The organism is Rhodococcus sp. Q1 (assembly GCF_004153645.1).
GTDB lineage: Bacteria > Actinomycetota > Actinomycetes > Mycobacteriales > Mycobacteriaceae > Rhodococcus > Rhodococcus gordoniae.
Window position 1 is genome coordinate 508,232 of sequence record NZ_SDMJ01000004.1, and the last position, 21,213, is coordinate 529,444.

General features: G+C 67.5%; 22 protein-coding genes, 1 tRNA gene, 1 pseudogene and 1 riboswitch. Of the genes and pseudogenes, 11 read left to right on the forward strand and 13 right to left on the reverse strand.

Annotated features, from left to right (window positions below; translation table 11 throughout):
• Positions 1-66: 66 nt before the first annotated feature.
• The 3 genes from EQ874_RS14620 (at position 67) to EQ874_RS14630 (ending at position 1,618) form a co-directional block, all read left to right on the forward strand.
• Positions 67-273 (forward strand): hypothetical protein, encoded by a 207-nt coding sequence (locus tag EQ874_RS14620; protein ID WP_064063086.1) that lies wholly within the window; start codon positions 67-69, stop codon positions 271-273.
• A gap of 40 nt (positions 274-313) precedes the next feature.
• Positions 314-378, forward strand: a riboswitch (guanidine-III (ykkC-III) riboswitch).
• A 13-nt stretch (positions 379-391) separates the two neighbouring features.
• On the forward strand, positions 392-706 hold the full coding sequence (locus EQ874_RS14625) for a multidrug efflux SMR transporter (RefSeq protein ID WP_026002820.1): 315 nt from the start codon (positions 392-394) through the stop codon (positions 704-706).
• 81 nt (positions 707-787) lie between these two features.
• Positions 788-1,618 carry a hypothetical protein gene (locus tag EQ874_RS14630; RefSeq protein ID WP_064063085.1) on the forward strand — a complete coding sequence of 277 codons (831 nt, stop codon included), beginning with the start codon at positions 788-790 and terminating at the stop codon, positions 1,616-1,618.
• A gap of 17 nt (positions 1,619-1,635) precedes the next feature.
• Here EQ874_RS14630 and EQ874_RS14635 read toward each other — a convergent pair whose 3' ends face one another.
• Positions 1,636-2,505 carry a ribokinase gene (locus EQ874_RS14635; RefSeq protein ID WP_129977203.1) on the reverse strand — a complete coding sequence of 290 codons (870 nt, stop codon included), beginning with the start codon at positions 2,503-2,505 and terminating at the stop codon, positions 1,636-1,638.
• Positions 2,506-2,515: 10 nt separating this feature from the next.
• Positions 2,516-3,133 (reverse strand): TetR/AcrR family transcriptional regulator, encoded by a 618-nt coding sequence (locus tag EQ874_RS14640; RefSeq protein ID WP_037222065.1) that lies wholly within the window; start codon positions 3,131-3,133, stop codon positions 2,516-2,518.
• Between the two features lie 134 nt (positions 3,134-3,267).
• Here EQ874_RS14640 and EQ874_RS14645 point away from each other — a divergent pair, with 134 nt between their 5' ends.
• The 5 genes from EQ874_RS14645 (at position 3,268) to EQ874_RS14665 (ending at position 7,385) form a co-directional block, all read left to right on the forward strand.
• Complete coding sequence (locus EQ874_RS14645) at positions 3,268-3,741, forward strand: general stress protein (RefSeq protein WP_064063083.1); 474 nt, start codon at positions 3,268-3,270, stop codon at positions 3,739-3,741.
• A 208-nt stretch (positions 3,742-3,949) separates the two neighbouring features.
• Positions 3,950-4,156 carry a hypothetical protein gene (locus EQ874_RS14650; protein ID WP_084421830.1) on the forward strand — a complete coding sequence of 69 codons (207 nt, stop codon included), beginning with the start codon at positions 3,950-3,952 and terminating at the stop codon, positions 4,154-4,156.
• A 484-nt stretch (positions 4,157-4,640) separates the two neighbouring features.
• Positions 4,641-5,780 carry an iron uptake system protein EfeO gene (efeO, locus tag EQ874_RS14655; RefSeq protein WP_129977204.1) on the forward strand — a complete coding sequence of 380 codons (1,140 nt, stop codon included), beginning with the start codon at positions 4,641-4,643 and terminating at the stop codon, positions 5,778-5,780.
• Positions 5,777-7,033: an iron uptake transporter deferrochelatase/peroxidase subunit gene (gene efeB / locus EQ874_RS14660; protein ID WP_129977205.1), complete on the forward strand. Its 1,257-nt coding sequence runs from the start codon at positions 5,777-5,779 to the stop codon at positions 7,031-7,033. Before efeO ends, efeB begins: the two co-directional genes overlap by 4 nt.
• A gap of 46 nt (positions 7,034-7,079) precedes the next feature.
• Positions 7,080-7,385, forward strand: coding sequence for a hypothetical protein (locus EQ874_RS14665; RefSeq protein ID WP_016932041.1), 306 nt, complete (start codon positions 7,080-7,082; stop codon positions 7,383-7,385).
• A gap of 58 nt (positions 7,386-7,443) precedes the next feature.
• Here EQ874_RS14665 and EQ874_RS14670 read toward each other — a convergent pair.
• A tRNA-Thr gene (locus EQ874_RS14670) sits at positions 7,444-7,518 on the reverse strand.
• 145 nt (positions 7,519-7,663) lie between these two features.
• On the opposite strand from EQ874_RS14670, the pseudogene EQ874_RS14675 reads away from it, so the two are divergent.
• Positions 7,664-9,058 (forward strand): annotated as a pseudogene (locus EQ874_RS14675) (threonine/serine exporter family protein); the annotation flags it as partial.
• A gap of 351 nt (positions 9,059-9,409) precedes the next feature.
• On the opposite strand, the gene EQ874_RS14680 reads toward EQ874_RS14675, so the two are convergent.
• The 3 genes from EQ874_RS14680 to EQ874_RS14690 all read right to left on the reverse strand — a co-directional run bounded on the left by EQ874_RS14680 (position 9,410) and on the right by EQ874_RS14690 (position 12,067).
• The gene (locus EQ874_RS14680; RefSeq protein WP_006551884.1) at positions 9,410-9,646 is read right to left on the reverse strand and encodes an MbtH family protein; all 237 of its coding nucleotides are present in this window, start codon (positions 9,644-9,646) and stop codon (positions 9,410-9,412) included.
• Positions 9,643-11,034: a SidA/IucD/PvdA family monooxygenase gene (locus EQ874_RS14685; RefSeq protein ID WP_129977207.1), complete on the reverse strand. Its 1,392-nt coding sequence runs from the start codon at positions 11,032-11,034 to the stop codon at positions 9,643-9,645. The genes EQ874_RS14680 and EQ874_RS14685 overlap by 4 nt, the downstream gene beginning before the upstream one ends.
• A 232-nt stretch (positions 11,035-11,266) precedes the next feature.
• Complete coding sequence (locus EQ874_RS14690) at positions 11,267-12,067, reverse strand: alpha/beta fold hydrolase (protein WP_016932044.1); 801 nt, start codon at positions 12,065-12,067, stop codon at positions 11,267-11,269.
• Positions 12,068-12,277: 210 nt separating this feature from the next.
• Here EQ874_RS14690 and EQ874_RS14695 point away from each other — a divergent pair, with 210 nt between their 5' ends.
• On the forward strand, positions 12,278-12,487 hold the full coding sequence (locus EQ874_RS14695) for a hypothetical protein (RefSeq protein ID WP_016932045.1): 210 nt from the start codon (positions 12,278-12,280) through the stop codon (positions 12,485-12,487).
• Positions 12,488-12,524: 37 nt separating this feature from the next.
• Positions 12,525-14,036, forward strand: a complete 1,512-nt coding sequence (locus EQ874_RS14700; RefSeq protein WP_064064461.1) for a trehalose-6-phosphate synthase — start codon at positions 12,525-12,527, stop codon at positions 14,034-14,036.
• A gap of 13 nt (positions 14,037-14,049) precedes the next feature.
• On the opposite strand, the gene EQ874_RS14705 is transcribed toward EQ874_RS14700, so the two are convergent.
• The 7 genes from EQ874_RS14705 to EQ874_RS14735 are packed head-to-tail and all read right to left on the reverse strand — an operon-like array spanning position 14,050 to position 21,213.
• Positions 14,050-14,682 carry a twin-arginine translocation pathway signal gene (locus EQ874_RS14705; RefSeq protein ID WP_129977208.1) on the reverse strand — a complete coding sequence of 211 codons (633 nt, stop codon included), beginning with the start codon at positions 14,680-14,682 and terminating at the stop codon, positions 14,050-14,052.
• Positions 14,679-15,191 carry a hypothetical protein gene (locus EQ874_RS14710; RefSeq protein ID WP_129977209.1) on the reverse strand — a complete coding sequence of 171 codons (513 nt, stop codon included), beginning with the start codon at positions 15,189-15,191 and terminating at the stop codon, positions 14,679-14,681. Before EQ874_RS14710 ends, EQ874_RS14705 begins: the two co-directional genes overlap by 4 nt.
• On the reverse strand, positions 15,191-16,603 hold the full coding sequence (locus tag EQ874_RS14715; protein ID WP_129977210.1) for an MlaD family protein: 1,413 nt from the start codon (positions 16,601-16,603) through the stop codon (positions 15,191-15,193). The genes EQ874_RS14710 and EQ874_RS14715 overlap by 1 nt, the downstream gene beginning before the upstream one ends.
• Positions 16,600-17,817: an MCE family protein gene (locus tag EQ874_RS14720; protein WP_064063487.1), complete on the reverse strand. Its 1,218-nt coding sequence runs from the start codon at positions 17,815-17,817 to the stop codon at positions 16,600-16,602. Before EQ874_RS14720 ends, EQ874_RS14715 begins: the two co-directional genes overlap by 4 nt.
• On the reverse strand, positions 17,814-19,142 hold the full coding sequence (locus EQ874_RS14725) for an MCE family protein (RefSeq protein ID WP_064063486.1): 1,329 nt from the start codon (positions 19,140-19,142) through the stop codon (positions 17,814-17,816). The genes EQ874_RS14720 and EQ874_RS14725 overlap by 4 nt, the downstream gene beginning before the upstream one ends.
• Positions 19,139-20,197 carry an MCE family protein gene (locus EQ874_RS14730; RefSeq protein WP_064063485.1) on the reverse strand — a complete coding sequence of 353 codons (1,059 nt, stop codon included), beginning with the start codon at positions 20,195-20,197 and terminating at the stop codon, positions 19,139-19,141. Before EQ874_RS14730 ends, EQ874_RS14725 begins: the two co-directional genes overlap by 4 nt.
• Complete coding sequence (locus EQ874_RS14735) at positions 20,194-21,213, reverse strand: MCE family protein (RefSeq protein ID WP_129977211.1); 1,020 nt, start codon at positions 21,211-21,213, stop codon at positions 20,194-20,196. The genes EQ874_RS14730 and EQ874_RS14735 overlap by 4 nt, the downstream gene beginning before the upstream one ends.

The window sequence follows — 21,213 nt, forward strand, 5'->3', positions numbered from 1 at the left end:
GACGAACCGGACAGCGCGACGCCCCATCCTCACCACACTCTCCGGCCGCAGTGCTATCAAGGGGTCATGACGTGCTCACAGTGCAACCACGATCTCGACCACTGCCACGGCACCCTCGTGATCCACGCCGGCACGCAGGTGGACTGCACCGATCCCGACTGCGTCGATCTCGAGATCGTGCGGCACACTCTCGTTCTCGAATGCACCGAACTGGACGGCGGATGCTCGTGCACAGTCGTTGCGCAGGAATCACAGCTGTTGCATGTGTCCTGAGCAATTTGCCAATCCTCGCCCGTAATTCCTAACCTGGATGAAGGTGGCCGTAGTCGGCCTCCCGGACGAGCGCACCGTACCCGGCCAGCGACAAGACGGTGCAGGAGCGTTGTACGTCATGGCCTGGATCGTTCTCGTCCTGTCGGGTGTGCTCGAAGCCGTATGGGCCACCGCCCTCGGCAGATCCGCCGGCTTCAGCCGGCTCACTCCGACGCTGGTGTTCGTCGTCGCCCTCGTCCTGAGCATGGCCGGACTCGCGTATGCCTTGCGCACCCTGCCGGTCGGTACGGCCTACGCGATCTGGGTGGGTATCGGTGCCGCGCTCACGGTCGGCTACGCGATGGTCACCGGCACCGAGACCGCATCACTGCTGAAGATCGCTCTGATCGCGGGCATCGTGCTGTGCGTCGTCGGACTCAAACTCGTGCACTGACGTTCTCGTGCACTGACGTTCTCGGGCACTGACGTTCTCGGGCACCGACGTTCTCGGGTACCGACCGTTACAGTCGGTCCCATGAACCTCGGGTCCGTACTCGTGTTGCCGGTGCGTGTGGGTCTGACCGCGGCCGAGACCGCCCTGAGCGTCGCCGAGACGGTCGTCGGCACCGTGCGGGTCGCGGTGTCTCCCGCCACCTACTCGGCGCTCGGTGCGGTCGGCCTGCCCGACACCCGCAGTTCGGTGGGGCTGCTACAGCAGATCTCGAAGCTCACCTCCGAGGACCGCGGACTCGGCCACGCCCTGCGTCCCGGTGGTCCGCTCGACCGCCTGCTCGCACCGGGCGGAACCGTGGATCGGCTCACCGAACCGGGCGGACTGCTCGACCGGTTGCTCGCACCGGGCGGACCCGTCGACCGGCTCACCGCACCCGGTGGTCCGCTCGACCGGATCCTCGCCGACGACGGCGCCCTCGACCGTCTCGTCTCCGAAGGCGGCCTACTCGATCGCCTCACGGCACACGACGGTCCGCTCGAACGGCTGCTCGCCCAGGACGGTGCCGTCGAACGGCTCACCGCACCGGGCGGCATCGTCGACGTGGCGATCCGGCCCGGCGGGGTCGTCGAGCGCGCCCTCGCCCAGGGCGGCGTGCTCGACGTCCTGCTCTCCGAACAGGGAGCCCTGGAACGACTGCTCGCCGAAGGCGGGCCGCTCGATCAGATCGTCTCGCTCTCGGAGACACTCTCTCACCTCGCGCCCGGTATCTCGCAGATGAACGCGAGCATCGACATGCTGCAGGAAACGGTCGAGCTGCTGCGCGGGGCCGTCGGTCCGCTCGGCGATCTCGCGGGCCGGCTCCCCGGGCGCTGGCTCCGCAGCGGAAAGGGCGAACTGCTTCCGCCACCCTGACGTGGTGCTCCGCTGCTTCAGCGGTCGGCACGCCGGGATGCGACCAGCCGTGCAGCGTCGGCCGACGCCCGGCGCGCTGCCGCGAACAGGTCCTCCCCGTTGCCGAGCAGGGCGGCGAGGGTGCCGGCGAAATGGTCGCCGGCACCCGTCGTATCGACGACGTCGACCTGCGGGACCCGGAGGTGTTCGATCGCGTCCTCGGTTTCGACGACCACGTCCTCCCCGCCACGGGTGATCACCACGGTTCGCACCAGCCCGAGCAGGTGGGTGACGACGTCGTCGAAAGGGGTGCCTGCGGGAAGGTTCGCGTAGTGCAGGGCCTCCTGCTCGTTGAGCACGAGCGGGTCGGCGCCGGCGAGGACATGGTCGTCCAGGTCGACGGCCGGGCTCGGATTGAGCACGAACCGGCGGTCGTGATCGTGCGCCCATCGGGCGGCGGCCCAGGTCACCGCAGGAAGAAGCTCGAGTTGGGTGAGCACCACGGCGGGATCGAGGGCGTCGAGGGCGGTGGTGACGTCCTCGGCCTTCAGCAGCGAGTTGGCCTCCGGAACGACGACGATCCGGTTCTGCCCGTCGTCGGAGACGACGATAACGGCCCGGCCGGTCGGTCCCGGCATGGTGCGGAGGTGGGAGGTGTCGACCCCGGCCTTCTGCTGCACGCCCCGCAGCACGTCGGCGGCGTGATCGCTGCCGACGGCACCGACGATGGCGGTGGGAGCGAGTCGTGCCGCGCCGACGGCCTGGTTCGCACCCTTGCCGCCCGGATAGGTACTCAGGTGCCGGCCGAGCACCGTCTCACCTTCTTCGGGAGCACGCGCCACGACGACCGTCAGGTCGAGGTTGAGCGATCCCACGACCGCCACGACGCATCGACTCGACCCGGTCACGTCGTCGAGCCTACGGCCGATGCACCTCGGTGTCCGGTTCGAGTTCGGGACAGACGATGTGGACGACTTCGTCCGCCCAGGACTCTCCCACCTCGCCGTGACGCAGGTACGCACCGAGGTACGCCCCGACGAGCATCGAGACGGCAGTGTCGACGTCGATGTCCTTGCGCAGCGCGCCCGAGTCGATCGCGGTGCGGAGCACGTCTGCGACGACCTCGCTCCGGGCGTTGATGATCTCGCGGATCGATTCCGTGACACCCGGTTCCTGGTCGGTGAGCAGTGCGCTGACGCTCCCCATGCCCACCTCGTTCGACAGCCCACGACGGATCAGCTCGAGGGTCCACTTGACGCGGTCGTAGACGCACAGCCCGTCGGGAACGCACGGCGAGGCCACCTGCGAATGCAGTGCCGCGTCGAGAATCTCCTCGCGATTCGCATAGCGCCGGTAGATCGTCGTCTTCGCGACCCCCGACAGCGCCGCGACCGCTTCGACGGTGACGCGGTTGGGGCCGTGCAGACGAAGGATCTCGAGCGCAGCCTTCACGATGCGTGCGTCCGTCCCGGCGCGCTCCTTGACGGGACGTCGCGATGTCACTGCCACGGACTGCGCCTCGGCCTCGCCCACCATGTCCACATCCTCCTCGCGCAGGCGTACACCCGCAGGATTCCCGAGTCTCCCGAAAAGAAGACCCCGAATCAAACACTACGAAACGATACGCTACGATGAGCGTATCGTTCCAATTGTCGACGATAGGGGAACGCATGACAGATATCTACGCGCCTGCACCCGTGCACGACGCCGAATCCGAAACCCTCCTCGAGAGCTACCGCACCTACGCCGCGGTCGAGCGGGCCATCGACCACCTGTCCGACGAAGGCTTCCCGGTCGAATACCTGCGCGTCGTCGGGCAGGGGGTCACCACCGTCGAACACATCGAAGGCCGGATGACCACCGGCAGGGCCGCGCTCCGCGGTACCGCCGCAGGCATCTGGACCGGCCTGCTCTTCGGCCTGCTCCTGGCATTGTTCCTCCCGGCCACCGGTATGGCCGCCGTGATCCTCGCCGCCGTCGCCGTCGGTGCCGTATGGGGAGGATCACTCGGCTTCGTCACCCACTGGAGCACCGGAGGGCGCCGCGACTTCGTCTCGCGGAAGAGCATCGAGGCCACCCGCTACGACCTCATGGTCGATTCCGAGTTCGCCGACCAGGCGCGCGCGAAGCTCGCGTTGCGCTGATCGCCGGCTCCTCCACTTCGTCCACTTCGTCCACGTCGCCCGGCGTGGACGAAGTGGTATCGGGACGACCGAAACAAGCAAATCGGATATTTCACCCGGCCATCGTGTGATATCGGCGCGAATGATCCCTGTTCTCCGGTCGTTCCCTTCTCCCGATGGCATGATTCGAGTTATGGCCGGATCCTCGAACACTCCCCCGAAACCTGCTGTGGGCGCGAAGGTCGTCGTACGCGCGGGTGTCGCGGGCGACGATGCCTGCCGCGGCACGATCGTCGAAGACTTCGGTCCGGCCCAGGAAGCGGTGGGCGACCAGCTGGGCCGCGACTGGGCTCCGGTGCGCCGCTGGGCCGTGGCCCTCGAGGACGGACGGCTGATATTCGTCGACATGGACGCATTCGAGTCCTCGAAATCCTGACACCCGGCGCAGCCCCGGCCTCCGGTGCAGCCCTGACATCCGACCCGTTCACATCTTTCGCATCGCTCGACAGCGGCGCTGTCGCGTGTGGGACGGAAGAAGAGACGGATGCGCCGACGCTCCTGCACGCCCGCGTCGGTCTGCGGACCTGACGTCGAACGGCACGACCGCATGCTCACGCCGGTCGCCGCTCCGTCCGGACATCGGCCGAAGCGCCGTCCGCCGGCCGTCGAGCGACGACTTCCCTGCATTCGTGGACCGGAGCCCCTCCCGCAGCAGTGTCGCCCGGGTGTATGTTGACGTTCCGATATCAAAGGTTCGCCTCACCTAAGCAGGAACGCTTCATGATGCCGTTCGCCGTCGATGCGCCGCCTCGAGCCTCACAGCGGGTGCGGTCCGGCCGCGGCGGCGCAGCCGCCGGGGTGGCTGCGATCGTCCCGTTCTTGCCGCGACCTCACACGCTCGTCCCGAAAGGCTCTCGTAGATGCGCCGCACCACCTGCTTCCTCGCGTCGACCGCTGTCCTCCCGCTCATCCTCGCCGGGTGCACCGAGAAAGCGACATCCGATCCGGGAGCCGTCTCGGTGACCGCGACGGATTCGTCCTGTGAGGTGTCCGCCACCGAGGGTGTCACAGGGCATTCGACGTTCACCGTCACCAACAACGGCTCGAAGATCACCGAGTTCTACGTATTCGCGGCCGGGGATCGTGCGGTGGGCGAGGTCGAGAACATCGGTCCGGGACTGACCCGGCAGCTCATCGTGAACATCCCCGAGCCCGGCGACTACGAACTGTCCTGCCGGCCGGACATGGCGGGCGAGGGCATCCGGCAACCGTTCACCGTGACGGGCGATTCGCAGGCCGCGACGGGCGCCGAGGACACGCTCACGGAGGCGGCCGACGGGTATCGCCGCTACATCCGGAGCGAGGCCGACGCGCTGGTCACCGCCACCGGCGGGTTCGTCGCAGCGGTCCACGCGAACGACGTCGGCGAGGCGAAGCGGCTGTTTCCGCTCACCCGTACCCACTTCGAACGGATCGAGCCCGAGGCGGAGAGCTTCGGCGATCTCGATCCGCGTCTGGACCTGCGCGAAGCCGACCTCGAGCCGGGGCAGGAGTGGACGGGCTTCCACCGTCTCGAGAAAGACCTGTGGGTGACCGGTCCGCAACCCGACACCGGCACGATCGCCGACCGGCTCGCTGCCGACGTCGCAGAGCTGGCCGCCCTGGTGAACGCGGAGGACTACGTCGTCGATCCCACCCGGATCGCAGGCGACGCGCAGGGTCTGCTCGACGAGATCTCCACGTCGAAGATCACCGGCGAGGAGGACATCTTCTCGCACACCGACCTGTACGACTTCCAGGCGAACGTCGACGGCTCGCAGGCCGCCGTCGCCGCAGTGCGACCGATCATCGACGAACACGACACGGCACTCGGCACCGCCATCGACGCCCGGTTCGCGGATCTCGATGCAGCACTGGCCCGATACCGGGTGGGTGACGGTTTCGTCTCGTACGACACGGTCACCGAACCGCAGCGTCAGGAACTGTCACGACTGATCGATGCGCTGTCCGCCGAGGTGAGCAGGGTGCAAGGGGTCGTGGCGGAAGCGGCGGGCCTGTGACCGGCTCCGGCTCCTCCCCCCTCGTCTCGCGCCGCCGGTTGCTCGGCGCGGCAGGTGCCGGTGCCGTGCTCGCCGGAACCGGTGCGGTGGTCGGCCGCGTCACCGCTCCCTCACCGGAGAACGTGGCCGCCGATGGTGTGGTCCCGTTCCGGGGCGAGCACCAGGCCGGAATCGTCACTCCCGCCCAGGACCGCATGCACTTCGTCGCCTTCGACGTGACCACACGCGACCGTGACGAACTGATCGCCTTGCTGAAGACGTGGACCGCGATGGCCGAACGGATGACCTCGGGGCTCGAGGCCACCGAGGACGGTGCGACCGGCGAGGGTATCCATCACCCGCCGAGCGATACCGGTGAGGCTCTGGACCTGGCGGCCTCCCGGCTGACTCTCACCATCGGCTTCGGACCGTCGTTGTTCGACGATCGCTTCGGCCTCGCCCACCTGAAACCCGCCGCGCTGGTGGATCTTCCACATTTTCCCGCCGACAACCTGGATCCGGCCCGCAGTGGCGGTGACATCGCGATCCAGGCGTGTTCGGACGATCCGCAGGTCGCGGTCCACGCCATCCGCAATCTCGCGCGGGTCGCCTTCGGCACGGCCTCGGTGCGATGGTCGCAGCTGGGATTCGGCCGTACCTCCTCCACCTCGACGTCCCAGACCACGCCCCGGAACCTGTTCGGTTTCAAGGACGGCACGAACAACCTCAAGGCCGAGGATCCGCAGGCCCTCACCGAATCGGTGTGGGTGGCGCCGGACGACGACCAGGCATGGCTGGCGGGCGGAACCTATCTGGTGGCGCGGCGCATCCGGATGTTCATCGAACAGTGGGACCGGGCCGTGCTGGGCGAGCAGGAAGCGGTCATCGGACGCGACAAGCGGGAAGGTGCACCGCTCGGCCGGACGAACGAGTTCGACGAACTCGACCTCGAGTCGAGCGGCCCGGACGGTCCGTTCGTTCCCGCCACCGCCCACGTGCGGCTCGCGTCCGCTCAGCATCTCGGGGGCATCCGGATCCTGCGACGCGGCTACAACTTCACCGACGGATCCGACGGACTCGGCCACCTCGACGCCGGGCTGTTCTTCGTCGCCTTCTGCCGCAACCCGCTCGAACAGTTCGTGCCGATGCAACTCGAACTCGCACGGCACGACGGACTGAACGAGTACATCCAGCACGTCGGGTCGGCCGTCTTCGCATGCCCACCCGGAACGGAGGGTGAAGACTATTGGGGTCGTTCGCTGTTCGAGGCCTGACAACCCCGGGACGACAGCCGAGTACCGACCTGCGAGCGGAGGCCCCATGCACGAAGATCTACCCGTTCCCCCGGCTCCGCCCGTTCCCCCTCCTCCGCGCAACGGTGCCGGGACTGCGGCACTGATCGCAGGGATCGTCGCCCTCGTCTTCGCGTTCGTCCCCGTCATCGGGGACTTCGTCGCGATCCCTGTCGGGCTGGTCGCCGTGGTGTGCGGGTGGGTCGGTCTCGAACGTGTCGACAAGGGCACGGCGACGAATCCTCGTGAGGCTCTGGTCGGTGCTTGTCTGGGTGCCGCGGCACTGTTCGCCGTCTTCGTGATCTTCGCAGCGGTTCACAGCACCACCGCATGAGACAGGCCCGCGCGCTGTACGCGACAGGCCTTCCGTGCCGAGCACGAGGAGACCTCGGTGGAGCCCCCTGTCAGGATTGAACTGACGACCGCTCGCTTACAAGGCGAGTGCTCTACCACTGAGCTAAGGAGGCACTGAACTCGAAGGCCGCGGACGACCCGTGAGCGACGCCATCATATAGCGCGTCACACTCTCGGCGCGCACCCACCCGCCTTCGTTACGGTGGATTCCATGCCCGCCTTCTCCGTTTCCCCCAGCCGTACCGGAGGCCGCGGACGGTGATCCGCTTCGACGACTTCCTCGATCGGGTTCTCGGTACCCGCCGCGCGACCATCGACGCGGTCACCGAAGCACCGGCCCCACTGCAGCCGATCGATCTGACCGACGATGCGGTGGTCGCCGAGGCACTCGACGTGGCCGTGCGCGTCGGTGAGGTTCTTCTCGCCTCGGGCACGGGTGCGATCGACACCGCCGAGCAGGTGCGGTTCGTCGCCGCCACCTACGGTCTGGCGCAGTGCGACGTCGATGTCACCTACAACTCGATCGTGCTGTCGGCCTATCGCGGACCGACGATGCCGCCGTCGAGCACGATGCGGGTGGTGCACTACCGCTCGATGGACTTCACGCGACTCGCGGCTGTCGACCGCCTGACCCGCCGCATCCGCCGCGACGCGATCTCCCCCGCACAGGCGCACGAGGAACTGCTCGCCATCACCACCAAGGCGCATCCGTACAACCGCTGGGTGGCGACGATCGCGTGGTCGGCCATGGCCGCGTCGATCGCCGTGCTCCTCGGCGGCGACGCGCTGGTCGCTCTCGTCGCCTTCGGCTCGACCTTCGTCATCGACCGCGTCAACCGCAAACTCAACGCGGCCGGCCTGCCGTTCTTCTTCCAGCACCTGGTGGGCGGCATCATCGCCACGGCCCCCGCGATCACGCTGTACGGCATACGGGAGACCATCGGCGTCGAAGTCTCCCCCGGACTGATCATCGCGGCCGGGGTGACGGTGCTGCTGTCCGGGCTGTCGCTCGTCGGGTCGGTGCAGGACGCCATCACCGGTGCCCCGATCACGGCGTCGGCGCGCTTCTTCGAGGTGCTGATGATGACGGGCGGGATCATCGCGGGCGTCGCGACGACCCTGCGGATCGCCTCGGTGTTCGGCGCCGAACTTCCCCTCATCAGCTACGAAGCCCTACCCGACCTCACGCAGCTGCCGACGAAGATCCTCGCCGGCGCCGCGGCTGCGCTGTTCTACGCCCTCGCCTGCTACGCCGAGCGTCGGGCCCTCACGGTCGCCGCGCTTGCCGGCGCCACCGGCAGCCTGGGCTACCAGCTCGCGCTCGGACTGTCGCTCGGCCCCATCATCTCGTCGGCCCTCGCCGCGACCACCATCGGTTTCGCAGGTGGTCTGATGGCCCGCCGCGCGCTCACGCCGCCGCTGGTCGTCGCGGTCGCCGGCATCACGCCGCTGCTGCCCGGTCTCGCCCTGTACCGCGGCCTCTACGCCATGCTCCGCAACCAGATGTCCACCGGCATGACGGCGCTGTTCTCGGCGTTCGGGATCGGTTGTGCGCTCGCTGCCGGTGTCACGCTCGGTGAATGGCTCGCCCGCCGCACCCGGAACCCCCGGGGTCTCCTCCGGGTCGGCGCGCTGCGCCGCCCGCAACTGCGGCGGATCCCCCGGATCCGACTCGACAAGAACCGCCCGGTGTGGCGGCCGGCGCCGGGGCCCGCCACGGGTCCGATCCCGGTGAGGTCGCTGCATACCGGACCGATACCCACCGCTCCCGGAACCGGACCGATCGCAACAGGACCGATCGCAACAGGCCCGATCGCGACGGGTCCGATCGCGACAGGACCCATACCCACCGGCCCGATCGGGTCGGGTCCGCTGGCGACGGGTCCGATCCCCGTCACTTCGCAGGGGTCGTCGGGCCGGGAGGTCGCATCGTCCGTACAAACGACGAGAGCCACGCTGCGCTTTCGGCGCGGGCGTGACTCTCGGCGGATCTGACGGAAGCGTTCAGCTGCCCTGGCGGGCCTTCTCGTCGGCTTCCATTGCGTCGCGAAGGCTCTTCGGACGCATGTCGGTCCAATTCTGCTCGACGTACTCGACGCAAGCGGCGCGCGACTCTTCGCCGAATACCACCCGCCACCCCTGCGGAACCTCGGCGAAGGTCGGCCACAGCGAGTACTGCTCCTCATCGTTGATGAGGACGTAGAAGCGGCCATCTTCGTCGTCAAATGGATTCGTGCTCATCTCGCCTCACTTGTTGCGTAGGTGTGATGGTCCGATATCCTACCAAGCTCGTCGATTCCGCCCCCGGCTCCGGGCAGGCGAAGCTCCCGGCGTTCGACGATCGAGGTCAGGATCTCCCCCGCGCGGATTGCTGCGTTGGACAGCAGCGACGCGGTCGGACCGTGTGTCTTCTCGGTGCCGCCCTGCAGGTAGATGTCGGCCGTGATGCCCTCGAGCAGCGGCAGACGGTAGTCGCGGGCGACGGACAGGACGGGAGATTCGGGCGCGAGATCGCCGAGCAGCGGCTGCAGGGATGTCGGTTCGAAGCCGGTCGCGAGGACCACCGCGTCGCACTCGAGCGTCTCGATGTCACCTTCGAGATTGTTGCGGACCTCGACGGTGACCCCTCCGTCGTACTCGATCGCCGCCACGACCTCCGAGGCACGACGCAGGAACAGGCGGCGGCGGCCGCTGACCCGCTCGCGGTACTCGGTCGCGTACAGGGCCTCGATGAGTTCCGGGGACACGACCGAGTAGTTGGTGCTGCGGTGCAGGGCGAGCAGACGCTCTCGCTCCGACAGCGGGGCCGCATGCAGTTCGTCCACGACCTGCGGGTCGAAGATGCGGTTCGCGTACGGGCTGTCGTCGGCGGGGCTGTATCCGAAGCGGTTGAAGATGTTGTGGACCTCGGCGTGCGGGTAGTGCGTGTGCAGGTACTGCACGACCTCGGCGGCGCTCTGTCCGGCACCGACCACCACGAAGCGCTGGTGGTGCGGCTCCGGCATGTCTTCGATGTGGACGAGGAAGTGGTGGTTGTGGAAGCAGCGGGCCGACGCGGTCGCCCACTTCGGGAGGCGGGCGCGCAACCCGACCCCGACCACGATGCTGTGCGCGTACACGACGTTTCCATCGGCGGTCCGCACGGCGACGAGGTCGGCGACCCCGTTGTGGTTGTGGACGGTCTCGACCGAGACCACCTCGGTTCCGTAGCGGACGTCGGCGTCGACACGCGCGGCCGCCCACTGCAGGTAGTCCTGGAACTCGTGGCGCGTGGGGAAGAACGTCTGGTGATTGACGAAGTCCACGAGACGGCCACGATCGTGCAGGTAGGAGAAGAAACTGTACGAGCTCGTGGGGTTGCGGAAGGTGACCAGATCCTTGGGGAACGCGATCTGCATCGTGGCGCCCTCGAGCAACATGCCCGGGTGCCAGGCGAAGGCCGACTGCCGTTCGAAGAAGCGTGACCGGATCGCCGCGGAGGGATTGTCGGTGTTGTGCTCCTCGACGGCGATCGCGAGCGCCAGGTTCGAGGGGCCGAAACCGATACCGACGAGGTCGAAGACGTCTCCTTGCGAGTTGCCCTCCGACCTCCCCGCGTCATCGGCGACAAGGCTGGAACGGTCGGTCATCACTCAACTTTCGTACTAGGGGGGCCGGATCGGCCCGTGATCGGTTCGTACGAGACTCGAAGGTAGCCCAGGCTAACCTTTGTTCGGTGAGCGTACCAGTGCCCGACGGTCCGCAGGGACGTCCCGATCTCCCCGATCGCAAGGATCCTCGTCGCAGTCCACAGACGACGGGCGCGGTGGATCGTCGCCGATTCCACCGCGCCCGCTTACGGATTCCCCCTGCGGAGCTTCCTCACGAACCCAGGAAGTCCACCAGGATCTTGTTGACCGCCTCGGGCCGCTCGAGATAGCCGTAGTGCCCCGCGTCCGGGATCTCCTCGTAACGCGCACCCGGGATGGCGTCCGCCACCTCGCGCGACAGGTAGGCCGGGATCATCCGGTCGTCGGCGAACCCGACCGCCAGGCACGGCACCGTGATGTCCCGGTAGGCCGCGCGCCGGTCGAAGTCGCGGTCCATGCCGAGCTGCGCGCGCACACCCGCCGACACCTTTCCGCCGCTGAATTCGAAGACGTCCAGCCAGTCGCGAGCGGTGTGCTCATCGGCCAGCGACGCCGGCGACAGATTCATCACGGCCGTCACGGCGGCCTGATACTTCGGCGGCAACTCGACACCGCTGTCGTAGAGCTGCCGCTCCCCCTCGGTGAGCGTCAGCTGGAACTGGTCCATGCGGGCGTGCCCGGCGAGGAAGGCGGCCTTGCGGACCAGGTCCGGGCGGGCGAGCGCCAGCTCCTGCGCTACACGCGCACCCATCGACGTGCCGATCACATAGGCCGGACCGCCGAGCAGTTCGATCAACCCGGCCGTATCCTTCACCAGGTCGTCGATGGTCATCCCGCCGAGGCTCTCGCCCGACGGCGCGATGCCGCGGTTGTCGAAGGTGGCGACCCGGTAGCCGGCCTTCACGAGCGCGGGCACCTGGTGCAGGTCCCACACGCGTCCCGGACTGCCCGTGCCCATGATGAGGACGACGAGATCACCCGTCCCCTTGACCTGGTAGTTCAGCGGGATGCCGTTCACGGTGGCGATGGGCATGAATACCTTCCTCGACGAAAGCGCGGTGGTGCGCCGCGGGTCGGCGCCGTGACGTCGTGTCCTGCGAGTACACGCCGCACGTACACGGGGCGCTGCGCTCACACACGACCGTCCTACGGTACCGCGACGGAGAACTGCAGGACCGCGCCAGGACGGTCCACGGAAGGCGGGTGGCGGCGAGCTGTCCGATTCTCCTAGAGTCGAAGGACGATGCGTGCTCGCACAGAGCAGCGACCCCGGGAGGACATCATGGCCGCGGACCCGACGACCGCGAACGACATCGCCGACGAGGATCTCGAACCCGTCGCCGACGAAACCGCACGACAGGCGCAGCGAGTCGTCGCCGCCTACGCAGAGAACGCGGACGAATGCCGCATGCTGCTGGCGATGCTCGGCATCGGCCCCAGCGACAAGCACTGACGAGCACCACACCACCCGGCCGAAAGAGGACCAGAACGTGACAGCAGGCGAAGCGGACGCAGCGGGGAACCATGACTCGCATGCCGGGTCGGACTTCGTGGTCGTCGCCAATCGCCTGCCGGTCGATCTCGAACGGGTTCCCGACGGCACCACCCGCTGGAAGCGCAGCCCCGGTGGGCTCGTCACCGCGCTCGAGCCGATCCTGCGGTCGAACAACGGTGCCTGGGTCGGCTGGGCCGGCGTGGCCGACGCCGAGTCCGGCATCATCGTCGAGGACGGCCTCACCCTGCATTCGGTGAGGTTGAGCACCGAAGACATCGCCGACTACTACGAGGGGTTCTCCAACGCCACCCTGTGGCCGCTCTACCACGACGTGATCGTGCGGCCGGAGTACCGGCGCGAATGGTGGAACTCCTACGTCGAGATCAACCGGCGTTTCGCCGAGGAGACCGCCGAGGCCGCCGCGGAGGGCGCGACCGTCTGGATCCAGGACTACCAGCTGCAGCTGGTGCCGAAGATGCTGCGGATGCTTCGCCCCGACCTGACGATCGGGTTCTTCCTGCACATCCCGTTCCCGCCGATCGAACTGTTCATGCAGTTGCCGTGGCGCACCGAGATCGTCGAGGGGCTCCTCGGCGCCGATCTCATCGGCTTCCACCTCCCCGGCGGTGCACAGAACTTCCTGTACCTCGCACGACGCCTGGCGGGAGCGCAGACCTCGCGCGGCAACATCGGCATCCGGTCGAAGCTCGGCGTGGTCCAGGTCGGCTTCCGGTCGGTGCGCGTGGGCGCCTTCCCCATCTCCATCGAGTCGGGCCGGCTCGACCAGCAGTCGCGGAGCAAGGCGATCCGCGACCGCGCCAAGGCGTTGCGCAAGGAACTCGGCAATCCGAAGAAGATCCTGCTCGGTGTCGACCGGCTCGACTACACGAAGGGCATCGACGTGCGGCTCGATGCGGTGCACGAACTTCTTGCCGAGGGCCGCATGGACCCGAAGGACACCGTGATGGTGCAGCTCGCCACCCCGAGCCGGGAACGCGTCGATTCCTATGTCCACATGCGCGGCGAGATCGAGCGGACGGTCAGTCGCATCAACGGCGAGTACGCCGAGGTGGGACGCCCGGTGGTGCACTACATCCACCGCCCCGTCCCCCGCGACGAGCTCATCGCGTTCTTCGTCGCTGCCGACGTCATGTTGGTGACCCCGCTGCGCGACGGCATGAATCTCGTCGCCAAGGAGTACATCGCATGTCGCAGCGATCTCGGCGGTGCGCTGGTGCTCAGCGAATTCACCGGTGCCGCAGCAGAACTGCGCCAGGCCCTCCTGTGCAACCCGCACGACCTCGACGACGTCAAGGACAAGATCCAGGCGGCGATCGAGGTGCCGCGCGAGGACGGTCGTAAGAGGATGCGAGCCCTGCGCCGTCAGGTACTCACCCACGACGTGAATCGTTGGGCCCGTTCGTTCCTCGACACTCTCGCCAACACCGGCGCTGCCGGGCGCGCCCTGATCGCGCCCGACGAGGTCGGCGAACCCGACCCGTCCTGACGGCTCTCTGCTCCTAGATCGGAGTCAGCCGGCCCACGAGCCAGCGTCCGTCCTGCTTTTCGAGTTCGACGCGCACCCGGCTGCCACTGCTCACCGCTTCGGGGTTCTCCGAACTCGTCGTGATCTGGTTGAGGAACAGCAGGGTCACGGCGTTGTCGGCGTCTGCGGAGACCACCGAGGACGCCTGCACGCTCACCTGGACGCTGATCGCTTTCTCCTTGGCGCCCGGCGCGATGATGTTCTTCATCAGATTCGTGTACTCGTCGCGGAAGTCGCCGGTGAGGCCTTCCGTGGCGGCTTCGATCTGCGCGTCCACCTGGTCGTGGGTGTAGGCGAGCATCGCGACCGCCTGTTCCTCCGCCGCGACCCGCGCCTCGGTCCGCGCCGCCTCGGCGGCGGACTGCTGGACGGCGCCGTAGGCGAGCCAACCCACCAGGACCGCGAAAACCAGCGCCACGATCGACAATCCGATCGCGATGTGCGGAAGGTACGAGGTCTGCGAATCCGATATGGGGTCCGAGGCAGGGGCGTCGGGGGTGGGAGTCTCCGCGGTGGTGGATCCGCCGCCCGTGTCCACAGCCTGACCCGACACGGCTTCGTCGGCCGTCTTGTCGAGCGTCACGCGATCGTCCTTCTCGTCGGTCACGGCACGAACTCCACCTTCGATGCCAGCAATTTCCCGTTCTCGTCGCAGATCGTCACCCGCAGACGGAAATCGCGTGCTTCGGGTTCGGCCTGATCGGCGTTGCTCACCATCGCACGGGAAGCGACGAGCGACGACGCGCACGTGCCGTCCTCGTTCTGGATTCCCGCTTCGAGGACCTCACCGGTGGTGTCGACCCCGGCCTGCTGCACGACCTCCACGAAAGGCCCTTCGCGGCCCTCGAACTCGGCCGCGAAGTCGCCCGTCGCGCCTTCGAGCAGACGTGCGACGTCGGCGTCGGCGGAATCGGCGCTGATCGTGGTCAGGTTGAGCACCGTCTGCCGCGCGGCCTGCAGGTACGCCTCCCGCTTCTCGTCGCGTTCGTTCGCGGACTGCCTGTCGACGATGAGCCAGGCACCGGCCGCGACGAGCGCGACGACCAGTACGGACGCGATCACCGCGACCGGCTTCGCCCATGCCGGCTTCGTCTTCTTGTCGATCTCGTCCGTCATCAGCCCTGCTGCGCCTTCATGTAACTCTCCAAGCTCCGATCTCCACCGAGGTCGGCATGTGTGTACACGGTGCCGTCGGGACCAATGTACGTCCCGGTCTCCGGATCGATCCGTCGCGCCGCGACCCCGGCGGGAGCCGTGTCGCCGCGCTCACCGTAGGAAGCGGGTGTGGGTGCGACGTTCTCCGAGGCCACCGGTGTCGGCGGTCCGGTCCACGGATTGTCCGAATAGGTAGGGCTGTATCCGGTGCGGCACATCTCCGGTGTCGGTGCCCGACGACCCGGATATTCCATGCACGGCACGTTCCGGGCGCCGCGGACCGCGTTCGGATAATCCTGCGGCAGTTGACAGAAGATGTCGCCGGGTGTGTCGACCACGGAGGTATCGGCCGGACTGCGCCACTGCTCCGGCGGCACGAAACCTGCCAGGCACGGCGGCGGATCGTTGACCTGCAGGTGGAAGTCCACCACGGCGCCGTCCTCGGGCGGGCCGGCACCGGCGGCCGTGATCAGAGCCGTCGTCATCGGCGGGTACAGCACCAGGATCTGCTCGATGCCGGCGTTGTAGACCACGCCCACCTCGCCGACACTCACCAGATTCGCGAGCAGCAACGGCAGGGTCGGTTTCAGTTCCTGCAACAGGGATTCGGTTTCGGCGGCGGCACCCGGTCCGACGTCGAGCAGGGCTCGCAGGTCGGGGTCGCTCTCGCGCAGGCGGTCGGTGAAGGTGACCATGTCACGCGTCCACGACCGGATCGCATCGCTCGTGACCACCTGCGTGTCGAGCAACGGACCGATCTGATCGATCAGCTGTCGTGTCTCGGCGCTGTTCGCCGAGGCCTCCTGGACGAACAGGCGTGTCGAGTCGATCAGTTCCTGCAGTTCGGGTCCGGAACCGTTGAACGCGGCGAACGCCTCGTCCACCACGGTCTGCAGCCGGGTGTCGCTGATCGAGGCGAGCAACACGTCGGCCTGGTCGAGCAGGGCACCGACCTCCTGCGGCACGCTCGTGCGGTCGGCCGGGATCACGTCGCCGTCGGCGAGACGCTCACCATCCGCACCTTCGGCTCGGGGAACGAGATCGACGTACTGTTCGCCGACGGCCGAGACGCTGCGCACCGCCGCGTCCACGTCGGCGGGAATCTTCGCGTCGCTGTCGATGGACAGCAACGCCTCGACCCCTGTCGGCGACAGGGCGACGCTCCGCACGGTGCCGACGGTGTTTCCGCGATAGGTGACGTTCGAGTGCGGATACAGACCGCCGGTCGACTGCAGTTCGACGACGATCTCGTACCGTCCGATCCCGAACAGCGCCGGCAACTTCACGTACATCAGCGACATCACGACGAGTCCGACGACCGTGAGGATCGCGAAGATCGTGAGCTGGATGCGGACGAACCGCGTGAGCATCATGGCGTGGGCACCCCCAGAGGCAGGCCGGGAATGGTGATCTCCCCGATACCGGGAATCGTCAGCTTCCCTTCGGGACCGGGAGGCGGCGGCGGGGGTGGTTCGAGCGGTGCGCGGAACGGGTCCGTCGCCTGTGCGGCGAGTCCCGCGTCGCGGCCGAGGATTCCTTCCGGGCCGGCGAGGCGTCCCGCGAGCGGCGTCCCGGACAGGAAGTTCAGGTCGAGGCGGTCGAGGGTGAGGTCGATCGTCATCGCGAGGTTCGCGTAGTCGCCGCGGATGATGTTGTTGATACCCGCCTGCGGGAAGGGATAGGTGAGCAGCACACCGAGCACCTCGGTCAGGGCACTGCCCGAGTCGGCCAGGGCCTTCAAGGTCGGTGCGAGGCCTTCGAGGTTCGCCTTCAGATCGTCGTTCGAGGTCTCGACGATCCGGCTCGCCACGGTGCTCAGGTCACCGAGCGAACTCATCGCGGCGGTGAGGTTCGAACGCTGATCCGAGAGCACCTCCAGCGCGGGCGGCAACTCCTCGAGGGCGCGGACGAGTGTCGCGTTCTGGTCGTCGACGGTCGCGGCCAGCCGGTCCATGCCCTCCAACGCCGCGATGATGTCGCCGCGCTGTGTGTCGAGAGTGGAGACCAGTTCGTCCAGGCGCGGCAGCAGGTTCCGGATCGAGTCCTCCCGGCCCACGAGCGCCGCGTTCAGTTCGGTGGTGATGTCGTTGATCTGCGCGAGCCCACCACCGTTGAGCACCACCGACAGCGACGACAGCGTCTGCTCGGTGGTCGGATACGCACCGGCGCGTTCGAGCGGGATGAGATCGCCGTCCTCGAGCCTGCCCTGCGGGGGTTCGCCGACGGGCGGGACGAGTTCGAGATGCTGGGATCCGAGCAGGCTCGTCTGACCGATCCGCGCGAGCGAGTTGGCCGGAACCACCACGTCCTCGTCGAGGGAGATCGTCACGAGCGCATGCCAGCCCTCGAGTTCGATTCCCGAGATCGAACCGACGGTGACGTCGTCCATGCGCACGGGTGAATTCTGGGTCAGGGTGGTCACGTTGGGCATCTGGATCTGCACCTCGTAGGCACCCTCCCCGCGTCCGGCGCTGCCGGGCATGGGAATCGAGTTGAGTCCGTCCCACTCGCAGGCGGTGAGTGTCGTGCTCACCGCGACCGCGGTGGCCGCGACGCCGAGACGGCGGAACATCGAGCGGCCGGTCATCGCCCTCCTCCCGGCTGCAGCAGAGAACCCAGATCCTGCGGGACCTGCAGCGACGGCAGGCCACCGAGGATCCCGTCGACCGGCGAGGCGGTCTCCGAGGACGACGGCTCGGGCGCGGTGCCACGACCTGCCGACGCCTCCTCGAGCCAGGGTTCGGTGTAGACGATGTCGCCGGGGAAGGCCTGCACACCGGCGAGCGGATTGACCAGCAGCGGCAGGTAGTTGGCGTTGATGGACGACAGCACCGGGCCGAGTTGCTGGCGGCACAGTTCCTCGCTGCGCTCGGAGGTCGCGTTCGCGGCGGCCGCAACCGACCCGCACATCCACTCGACGGGGTTGGCGAGGTTGTTGATCGCGAGCGCGCCCGTGAGCGACCCCTGCGCCGGCTTGTAGATGTTGTAGAAGTTCGCGAGGGAGGTCGGGCCGGAGTGCAGCACCCGCTCGATCTCGGGACGTTTGCGGGCCAGCACCTCGGTCGCATCGGCCAGCCGCTCCACCGATTCGGTGAGCCCGGCCCGGTTGTCCTGCACGAACCGCTGTACGTCGCCGACGGCGATGTTCAACTCGGACAAGGAGACACCGAGCTGGTCGGAGCTCTGTGCGAGCACGTCCGAGACCGACGCGAGACGACCGCCGAACTGCACGATCTGTTCGTTGCTCGACGAGAGGACCGACACGAAGGTCTGCAGGTTGCGGATCGTCGAGAACAGATCGGTGCGCCCCTCCGAGAGCGTGCGCATCGTGTCCGACAACTCCCGAAGGGCCTCGCGCACGGTCTGCCCGTTACCCTCGAGATTCTCGGCCGCGGTGTCGATGAACCGGCCGAGGGATCCCTGCGGATCGAGTTCTTCGGGACCGAGCGCTTCGGACAATCGCATCAGTTCGGTCTTGATCTGGTCCCACTCCACGGGAGAGGCCGTGCGCTGCATCGGGATCGTCGCGCCGTCCTCGATCGTCGGGCCACCCGAGTACACAGGGGTGAGCTGGACGAAGCGCGCCGAGACGAGACTCTGCGCGATGACGACGGCACTCGCGTCGGACGGGATCTCGACGCCGTCGTCGACCTTCATCGTCACCTGTACGAGGTCGTCGCGGGGTTCGATGTCGCTGATGCGCCCCACCGAGACGCCGAGCACCCGCACGTCGTCGCCCTCGTACAGGCCGCTGGTGGACGCGAACTCGGCGTGGATCGTGCGTTTGCCGAGGTCCGGCAGGACGAACACGGCGAGGGCGCCGAGCACGAGCACGACGACGGCACCGATGATCACCGGCACCAGCAGGGGCGGGCGACGGCGGGCGGTCGTCGGGGCGGTATCGGTACTCATTCGCCGTCCCTCTTGATCGTCGGGGGCCCGTCCGGGATCACGTCCTGGAGATCCTCGGGGAGAAGATCGGGCGCGACCTGGCTGTCCACGATGGCCTTCCACCACGGCGCCGGCAGGATGTTGGACACGTAGGCGTTGAAGAACGGTCCGCTGGCGACGGATTCCCCGAGCGCGCTGATGTACGGGCCCAGGCCGTCGAGCGCCCCGGCGATGTTCTCCTTGTTCGCCTGCAGATTCGCCGTCACGAGGTTGAGCTTCTCGAGTGTCGGTGCCATCTGCGCCTGGTTGTCCTGCACGAGCCCGGTGAGCTGACGCGAGACGGAGGAGATGTTCGCGATCAGTTCGGTGATGGCGTCGCGGCGCAGGCTCAGTTCGCCGAACAGCGCGTTCGCGTCGACGATGAGCGCGTTGACCTGGTCGCTGCGCTCGGCCAGGATGCCTGTCACGCTCTCGGCACGCTCGAGCAGTTGGTGCAACGACTCGTCGCGGGCGTTGATCGACTGCGACAGGCGGGTCATGCCCTCCAGGGCGCCCTGGATCTCGGGCGGGGTGTTCTCGAGGGTCTGCGACAGCGCGTCGAGCGAGTCGTTGATGCGATCGGTGTCGAGTTCGGAGACGGTCGTCGTGAGGTCGCCGAGAGCGTCGGTCAGTGAGTACGGCGAATTGGTGTGCTCGATACCGATGATCGAGTTCGGGCGCATCACACCGTCGCCACCGGGGCGCAGCGCCAGCGACTTCCGGCCGAGCACGGTGTTGGTCTTGATGTCGGCGCCGGTGGTGTCGCCGAGCCCGATACCGTCCCGGATGCGGAAGCTCACCAGCACGGCCTGACCGTCGAGGCGCACGTCGGTGACGTCGCCGACGTTCACCCCGGCGAGCATGACGTCGTCGCCGGGCACCAGACCGCCGGCGTCCTGGAAGCGCGCCGAGTAGCTCAGGCCGCCGGAGAGGAAGTGCAGCTGGTCGTACTGCAGACCGGCCAGCACGATCGCCGCGGACACTGCCAGACCGATGATCCCGGTCCGGATGTAGTTGGGGTCACGGGGTGCACTCATTCGACCTTCGCACACCTTCCCGTGTCGTGGTTCGCCGAGGTGTACCGGATGGTGGTGCCGTCCGGACCGGAGAACTTGAAAGTATTGGCGCAGAGGAAGAATTGGAAGAAGTTACCGTATGCACCCACGCGGATGAGTTTCTTGTAGTCGGACGGCAGTCGTTCGAGTGTGCGGTTGATGTCGTCCTTGCCGAGATCGAGTTGGGTCATGGTGCGGTTCGTCTCGGCGATGACGGACTGCAGATCGGGCCGATTGTTCTGCAGCAACGCGGCCAGATCGGCGGTGCCGGAGGCGATCTGCGGGATCGAGGCGCCGATCGGGTCGCGGTCGGCGGCCAATCCGCCGACCAGCGTGCTCAGTTGCTCGATCGTGTTCTCGAACTCACGGTCGTGGTCGTCGATCGTGCCGAGGACGGCGTTGAGGTTGTCGATGACGTCGCCGATCAGCCGGTCGCGGTCGGCGAGGGAGTTGGTGAACGAGTTGGTGTTGCCCAGTAACGACACCAGTGTGTCGCCCTGGCCCTGGAAGACCTGCAGCAGTGCACCGGAGAGATCGTTGACCTGCTGCGCGTCGAGTCCTTGCAGCAGCGGCTTGAATCCGCCGAGGAGCAGATCGAGGTCGAGGGCCGGTTCGGTCTGTTCGATCGGGATGTGCCCACCGGCAGGCAGGACGTCGACGCTGCCGGCGCCTTCGAGCAGTTCGAGATACCGGTCGCCGACGAGGTTCTCGTACCGCACGGTCGCGCGGGTGCCGGTGAACAGCGTGTGCTTCGCATCCACGTCGAACTCGATCTCGGCGGTGTTGTCGCGGCCGATGTCGACCTTCTGTACCGATCCGACCTGCACGCCGGCGATGCGGACCTTGTCGCCGGTGCCGAGTCCGGACACATCGGTGAACGTCGCCCGGTAGTTGTCGGTACCCGTGAACCGGGCCTGGCTGAACACGACGGCCAGCCCGGCGAAGATCAACGCCATCGTGACCGCGAAGATCAGGAATTTGACGGTGGTCGCTCTCAT

What these genes read in the sequence shown, in the direction of transcription:
- EQ874_RS14620 (WP_064063086.1), top strand. Translation starts at nt 67, where the DNA reads ATGACGTGCTCACAGTGCAACCACGATCTCGACCACTGCCACGGCACC.
- EQ874_RS14625 (WP_026002820.1), top strand. Translation starts at nt 392, where the DNA reads ATGGCCTGGATCGTTCTCGTCCTGTCGGGTGTGCTCGAAGCCGTATGG.
- EQ874_RS14630 (WP_064063085.1), top strand. Translation starts at nt 788, where the DNA reads ATGAACCTCGGGTCCGTACTCGTGTTGCCGGTGCGTGTGGGTCTGACC.
- EQ874_RS14640 (WP_037222065.1), bottom strand. Translation starts at nt 3,133, where the DNA reads ATGGTGGGCGAGGCCGAGGCGCAGTCCGTGGCAGTGACATCGCGACGT.
- EQ874_RS14645 (WP_064063083.1), top strand. Translation starts at nt 3,268, where the DNA reads ATGACAGATATCTACGCGCCTGCACCCGTGCACGACGCCGAATCCGAA.
- efeO (WP_129977204.1), top strand. Translation starts at nt 4,641, where the DNA reads ATGCGCCGCACCACCTGCTTCCTCGCGTCGACCGCTGTCCTCCCGCTC.
- EQ874_RS14665 (WP_016932041.1), top strand. Translation starts at nt 7,080, where the DNA reads ATGCACGAAGATCTACCCGTTCCCCCGGCTCCGCCCGTTCCCCCTCCT.
- EQ874_RS14680 (WP_006551884.1), bottom strand. Translation starts at nt 9,646, where the DNA reads ATGAGCACGAATCCATTTGACGACGAAGATGGCCGCTTCTACGTCCTC.
- EQ874_RS14685 (WP_129977207.1), bottom strand. Translation starts at nt 11,034, where the DNA reads ATGACCGACCGTTCCAGCCTTGTCGCCGATGACGCGGGGAGGTCGGAG.
- EQ874_RS14690 (WP_016932044.1), bottom strand. Translation starts at nt 12,067, where the DNA reads ATGCCCATCGCCACCGTGAACGGCATCCCGCTGAACTACCAGGTCAAG.
- EQ874_RS14695 (WP_016932045.1), top strand. Translation starts at nt 12,278, where the DNA reads ATGCGTGCTCGCACAGAGCAGCGACCCCGGGAGGACATCATGGCCGCG.
- EQ874_RS14710 (WP_129977209.1), bottom strand. Translation starts at nt 15,191, where the DNA reads ATGACGGACGAGATCGACAAGAAGACGAAGCCGGCATGGGCGAAGCCG.
- EQ874_RS14715 (WP_129977210.1), bottom strand. Translation starts at nt 16,603, where the DNA reads ATGATGCTCACGCGGTTCGTCCGCATCCAGCTCACGATCTTCGCGATC.
- EQ874_RS14720 (WP_064063487.1), bottom strand. Translation starts at nt 17,817, where the DNA reads ATGACCGGCCGCTCGATGTTCCGCCGTCTCGGCGTCGCGGCCACCGCG.
- EQ874_RS14725 (WP_064063486.1), bottom strand. Translation starts at nt 19,142, where the DNA reads ATGAGTACCGATACCGCCCCGACGACCGCCCGCCGTCGCCCGCCCCTG.
- EQ874_RS14730 (WP_064063485.1), bottom strand. Translation starts at nt 20,197, where the DNA reads ATGAGTGCACCCCGTGACCCCAACTACATCCGGACCGGGATCATCGGT.
- EQ874_RS14735 (WP_129977211.1), bottom strand. Translation starts at nt 21,213, where the DNA reads ATGAGAGCGACCACCGTCAAATTCCTGATCTTCGCGGTCACGATGGCG.